Genomic DNA, 5,886 nt, shown 5'->3' with positions numbered 1-5,886 from the left:
CCACCCCACCTTGACCCCAAGCGTCCCCTCAGGAACAATCCCCACGTTGCCGCCAGAACAAGCGGCACACGGGATTGGCGTCCCGTAATCACTGTTAACTTGCTTGCGCAGATCTCTGCGCAAGCTGCTTTTCCATGGTCGTGCCATTCGGCAGGCGCATGGTGGGAGAGTGCTATGCACTCACCGGGTTAACAGTGTCCGGTACGCCAATCCTGCCACGCGCCTGCCTAATACCTCAGCCTCACCCGGCAGGTGGTTTATCTTGTGTCACAGCAGGAGAAACACCATGCAACAGCCTCAAGCCTTCCCCCGTCGTCGCCGCTACAAACTGCCGGCCCACGAACAACAAGACACCCTGCTTCCCTTCGTCAGCTATCTGCCCGAACGCAGCTATCCGCATTATTGGCAAATGCCCGTGCCCGACGACGACTTCGCCGCCAATGTCGCCTATGGTCGCGAATGCGCCGGCCATTTGTTGCAATGGCTGAAGGACAACCAGCCCTATGCCGGGGGCGGCTTGCTCAGCCGCATCGCCCGAGATATCGACTTTGACGACATTGACGGCCGTGGCTACTGGATAGGCTTCTTCAATCTGTTGGAACACGCGCTGTTGCTGAGCGCGCTGCACCTCAAGGTCTTCCCTTATGTGGACCATTACCACCGCACGCATGAGGGCAGGATCTGGCGCAGGCAATTGGAAGAACGCTTCGGCCGCAAGCACTAAGTCGTCACGGCGGGTAGCGCCGCCCGCCTGTTTACCAGGTGGGTGGCGTCGTCTGGCGATGCCACCAAACCGCCTCACTCCCCTCGCAGCTGCTCGCTGCCCACTCCACACTCCTGCTCAGGGCGGCAGCGGCGGCCTATGCCGGAATGCGGCACAAAACGGTCTTTCTCCTCCTCCACGTTTCCGTTCGACATTTAAGAGTATTTTCCATATTTAAAAATCAAGCCGCATAAAGTCAAAATAAAATCTAAAGAAATAATGTAGCGCCAAACGCCATGGCACGGTTGGGCGCTGTACACGGGCATAGGCTGATAGATAAGAAAATCCAAAATCCAAAATTGGACTTTCGCTTGTCGGTTGAGGGGTAAGAATCAACAATTGACACCGCCAAGTTTGGTGCCCGGCAATGGTTTGCTAGCAAAAATATCGCCTGTCGTATTGAGATGATGATTTTGAAGCAATGGAATCAACGTTTGTGCGGAAAAGATATAGCTATCAATCGGTAGATGTGGGTAATCACATTGCAGAGGGTTCCGGCTTTGGCTGCGGTCAACAGCGTTATTTCACCCTCACATAGGAGTGCATTATGGGTGTTACTGTCATTCGAAACCTTTCCAGCGACAAAGCGCCAGCGGAAACGATTGAGCAATTATTAGAAGAAGGGAAGTATTACCGCCACCCCGATTCGGCGCAGATCTCCTATCCCTTGGTGGTGGCGGATCAAATCGGCACCCTGCCCACCGGTAAGGATCTCAACGTGGCCATCGTGGGCGCCGGCGCGGCAGGCCTTTGCGCCTTGACCGAGCTGGCCAAGATGAAGCCGGCAAATAACAAGCTGACGGTCACGATTTTCGAGGCGGATAAGGATAGCTTTATCCATGCCGCACAGCGCGGAATCAGCACCGCCGGTAAAAGAGCCGGCCGTGTTTTTTCAGCCCGGGCCAATGATGACACCGTTTATGAAATTGGCGCCATGCGCTTTCCGGAAATCGCCGGGCTCACTTGGCATTATGCCGCCCATGCTTTTGGTCCGGATGGCAAGGTAAAAGTCTTTCCCAATCCGGGCAAGGTTGCCACTGAATTCATTTTTGCCGATCAGGTGGACCGTTACGATAGCGATACTTGGCTAGATTCCAACTCTATCACGCTCAAAGTCAAAAACCGGGTAGCAACAGGGCTTATGGGCGACGGCAGCCCGCATTCCGCTTTTGCCTATATTGGCCAGCGCGAGCCGAGAGAGGTGGCTGAGCTACTCAGAGCGGAGGGTACTAGCCAGGAAACACTAAAGGAAGTCCAGAAGGACTGGCATCAGTTTGCCCATGACAATGACCAATATACCTTGGAAGCGGTGGTTCGGAGCATTATCCGTAGCGCGCTGCATGCCCCGTCTGAACCACTTCCTACAATGGAGGGATTCAGCATTGATGAGACTGAAAACTACTATGTAGAGTTATTTGGCCGTTTTGGCTTTGGCACCGGCGGCTTCAAATCGCTATACAGCATCTCCTTTGTCGAAATGATGCGCTTGCTGCTGTGGGACTATTCTAATGAATATACATTTCCAGTAGAGGAGAATGTTGAGTTTTTCAAAAATCTATTCAAGAAAGCCAAAGAGCTAGAAGTGTCAGGTAAATTCGAGATTAAAGTCGCCGCTGCCCGGGTTAGCGATGTCTTTCATCAAAAGAATGGTGATAATTATCAAGCCACAGTGGCCTATTATGATAATAAGGATGAGAAGACACTAGCGTCTCAGTCATTTGATTTTGTCATTCTGGCTATGCCGCAGGATCAATTGGTGGGCATGGTCGCCCGTGCCGGCTATGCACCCAAACCGCAAGACAAGGTCACCTTTGGCGATGGCCCACTTGAGCTGGACACCAAGGCGTTTGATAATGTCCTGCCCGCTTTATGGGTTAGCGATCAGTACGCCGCGGCGAATGGCCGCGCGGTCAGCGCGGTAAGCATGTTGCGCATGGTGCGTTCCTCCAAGGTATTTGCCACCATTCACGAAGATAAGCTGAAGGGGCTGCCGCAATTCAAGCAGAATCCCATTACCGCCATTGTCTCAGATTGCGGCCTGGCCACCAGCTATATTGTACCTAGTTCAATTCCAGAATCTAAATACCACACATTTCTGGCCAGCTATACCTGGGATGAGGATAGTACCCGCTTGCAACGGGATTTTGGCCAGTACCCGCTCAATCCCGGCACCGACGATCAGTCCATGTTCCTGACCATGATCAACCGGGCGGATCGGCAGGTGCTAGATCCGGTGGATCAACAGCAAAAACGTTGGTGGCTGGTGTCCGTGTTGAAAGACGTCTTGTCTGAAAACCGCCTGGTATTTGATTGGACCACCAATGGCTCAGCGGGTGGATTCAAATTGGACGCCTGTGGCGACCACTACCAAAGCAATTACTGCTTCCGCTTTCATAAGCACGCTGAGGGAAATAAAAACAATCGCGTCTTTATCGCCTCGGATAGCTTTAGTCATCTGGGTGGCTGGCTGGAAGGCGCTTTCATGAGCGCGGTGAACGCGGTAGCTGGCCTGGTGGTGGCGGCCAATGGGGGAAATACTGACTCCCTGAAGGGGGAGGCGGAAAAAATATTCACCGCGCTAAACGATCCAAACAATAATCCGACTCCCAACCCGTGCCCCCCTTGTCCTCCGCCCATGGTATCGCTTAATAGCGTATTTCAAGAAGGAAGCCCAATGCCGTCTCAGCTCTCTATTTCCATCGCCGCGGGCCTTGCTCAGAAGCAGCTCGATCGTAATGAACCACTCAACTATCCGGAAGCGGTGGCTGTGATCAGCAATTATATTCTGGAAGAGGCGCGTAAACCCGAGGCCACGGCCGCAAAAATCAAGCAAGGCGCTAAAGAGCTGTTGAGGTCGGACCAAGTGCTCGATGGAGTGGACTCTCTGATTAAAAACCTAGCGGTGGATGTGACCTTGCCCAGCGGCATGACCACCATCACCGTTTTCGATCCCATCCCCAAACTGAGTCAATAAGAGGCTAAGGTCATGATACCTGGTGAAATCTTGCTGTCCAAAGAAAATATTATTATTAACGAGGGAAAAGAAACAGTATCCCTTGTGGTGACGAATGATGGAGATCGATTGATTGGGGTTGGCTCTCATGAGCATTTTTTTGAGGTCAATAGTCATCTGCTGTTTGAGAGAAATCAAACATACGGGTATCGCTTGGATATTCTGGCTGGCGATGTCCTGTTCTTTGAACCTGAAGTCTCTATAGCGGTAGTGCTGGTGAAAATTGTTAGCTCAGACTCTGCGGCTTGAAACACCTAATCATTTCAATTAATGGATACACTTTAGCCTGGTAGTTGAAAAATTATGTCTACATTTGATAATAAGTCGGTTGTTTTGACACGCAAAGATTACGTCCAGCACTACGGCCCCAGTACCGGCGACCGCATCCGCCTGGCCGACTCCAATCTGCTGATTGAAGTGGAAAAGGACTATGCGGTTTACGGTGAAGAAGTCACTGTGGGCTATGCTGGCACGCCATCGGACTCCAGTGAGAATAGCCCTGATCTGGTGCTGGCCAATGCGGTGATTCTTGATGCCGTCTCGGGCGTCATCAAGGCGGACATTGGCATTAAAAATGGCTACATCATCGGCATTGGCAAGGCCGGCAATCCGCATTTTCAAAGTGGGGTGAATCCTCAATTGGTGATTGGGTCGGACACCCAGGTGATCCAGGCGGCCGGCATGATAGTCACCGCGGGCGCGGTGGATTGTTATGCGCCGTCCTTGAACCCGGACAGCGCTGCAGCCGCGCTGTGCTCCGGCGTCACCACCCTGGCCGGCAGCGGTTTGGGCACGGTGGCTGGCGGCATGGCCAGCACCAGCAATCTGGGGGCCGGGCAATTAGCGCATGGTCTGCGCTTATTGGATGGCCTGCCGCTTAACTTCATGTTGATCGGCAAGACGACGGAGGAGAAAGGCAACCGTAGCGAGACTTTGTTACAGGATGGCGCCGCCGGCTTGATGCTGCATGAGCAATGGAAAAGCACGCCTGCCAGTATTGATACTGCTCTGGAGGTGGCGGACAAGCACGACGTGCCTTGTTGGTTGCAGTCCGACTCTCTCAGCCGCTACGGCTATATCGATGAGACGCTGGCGGTCATCAAGAACAGAGCCACCTTGTTGGTACGCGGTTCCGGCCATGGCGGCGGACATGTGGACAATTTGCGAGCCGCCACGTTTGCCAAGATGTTCCCGGTTTCCATCGCCTCGAGCCTGGCCTATTCCACTGACTCGCTGGTCGAACAAGCCGATTCGGTGCGCTTGGCCAATGGCTTGCAGGGCGAGAAGTTTGATTCTCTGCTTGAGCAGTTGACCGCGAAAAATATCGTGGCCGCGGAGCAGTATATGCATGATATCGGCGCGCTACCCATCATCGCTTCCGGCAATGGCTCGCCGGGACGCATTGGCGAGTTGGCGCGCCGCAGTTGGCAGCTGGCGCATGTGATGAAGCAGCAGCGCGGTCCACTGCCAGAGGAGGTGGGCGAGAATGATAACGTTCGTGTCAAACGCTATCTGGCCAAATCCACCATCAACCCGGCGCGCGCGCTGGGCATCGCTGGCCAGGTCGGTAGTATCGAGGTGGGCAAGCGCGCCGATCTGGTGCTGTGGGACCCGGCGTTCTTTGGCGTGCGGCCGAGCACGGTGCTGGTGGGTGGCCACATTGCCGCCAGCCATCAGGGCGATGTCGCCGCCGCGGTGGCCAATAGCCAACCCATGCAGTGTAGTCCCGCTGCGCGTGGCCAGGCGTTGACCTTCGTTTCCCAGGCCGCCTTCGAGGCAGGAACGGTGGTGAGATTAGGGCTGGTTAACCAGCTCGTCTCCGTCAGCGATACCCGGAAGATCACACGGCATAATATGGTGCTCAATGCCGCGGTGCCCGAAAAAGTCGAGGTCGATCCAGGAACACTGGCGGTCACGGTGGATGGTGTGCTTGCGGATTCGAAACCGCAAACCGCGTTGCCGATGAGCCGGCTTTACAATCTGTTCTAAGCCCGGCTAAGCGGTGTGGAGGTTCAGACTGGGCTTTGCCGGGGCCCCCCCCCGGTGTAACACCACACATGCAAAACCCCGCGCGCCAACCCCCCCGGGCACAACCACACACAAACCCCCC

At 54.5% G+C, this 5,886-nt stretch carries 4 protein-coding genes; all 4 read left to right on the top strand.

The window, feature by feature from the left end; genetic code table 11:
- Positions 1–286: 286 nt before the first annotated feature.
- Positions 287–724 (top strand): hypothetical protein, encoded by a 438-nt coding sequence (locus tag ACE3QM_RS19650; RefSeq protein WP_374424238.1) that lies wholly within the window; start codon positions 287–289, stop codon positions 722–724.
- A 586-nt stretch (positions 725–1,310) separates the two neighbouring features.
- A complete protein-coding gene (locus ACE3QM_RS19645; protein WP_374424236.1) occupies positions 1,311–3,737 on the top strand; it encodes an urease subunit gamma in 2,427 nt (808 codons plus the stop codon).
- A gap of 12 nt (positions 3,738–3,749) precedes the next feature.
- Positions 3,750–4,025, top strand: coding sequence for an urease subunit beta (gene ureB / locus ACE3QM_RS19640; protein WP_231462395.1), 276 nt, complete (start codon positions 3,750–3,752; stop codon positions 4,023–4,025).
- 54 nt (positions 4,026–4,079) lie between these two features.
- The gene (locus tag ACE3QM_RS19635; protein WP_374424234.1) at positions 4,080–5,765 is read left to right on the top strand and encodes an urease subunit alpha; all 1,686 of its coding nucleotides are present in this window, start codon (positions 4,080–4,082) and stop codon (positions 5,763–5,765) included.
- Positions 5,766–5,886: the final 121 nt, after the last annotated feature.

Origin of the sequence: Chromobacterium sp. (assembly GCF_041912965.1) — a bacterium.
Classification (GTDB): Bacteria; Pseudomonadota; Gammaproteobacteria; order Burkholderiales; family Chromobacteriaceae; genus Chromobacterium; species Chromobacterium aquaticum.
Note: the sequence above shows the minus strand (reverse complement) of the source record. Positions and strands in the feature narration are given on the sequence as shown.

What these genes read in the sequence shown, in the direction of transcription:
- ACE3QM_RS19645 (WP_374424236.1), top strand. Translation starts at nt 1,311, where the DNA reads ATGGGTGTTACTGTCATTCGAAACCTTTCCAGCGACAAAGCGCCAGCG.
- ACE3QM_RS19650 (WP_374424238.1), top strand. Translation starts at nt 287, where the DNA reads ATGCAACAGCCTCAAGCCTTCCCCCGTCGTCGCCGCTACAAACTGCCG.
- ureB (WP_231462395.1), top strand. Translation starts at nt 3,750, where the DNA reads ATGATACCTGGTGAAATCTTGCTGTCCAAAGAAAATATTATTATTAAC.
- ACE3QM_RS19635 (WP_374424234.1), top strand. Translation starts at nt 4,080, where the DNA reads ATGTCTACATTTGATAATAAGTCGGTTGTTTTGACACGCAAAGATTAC.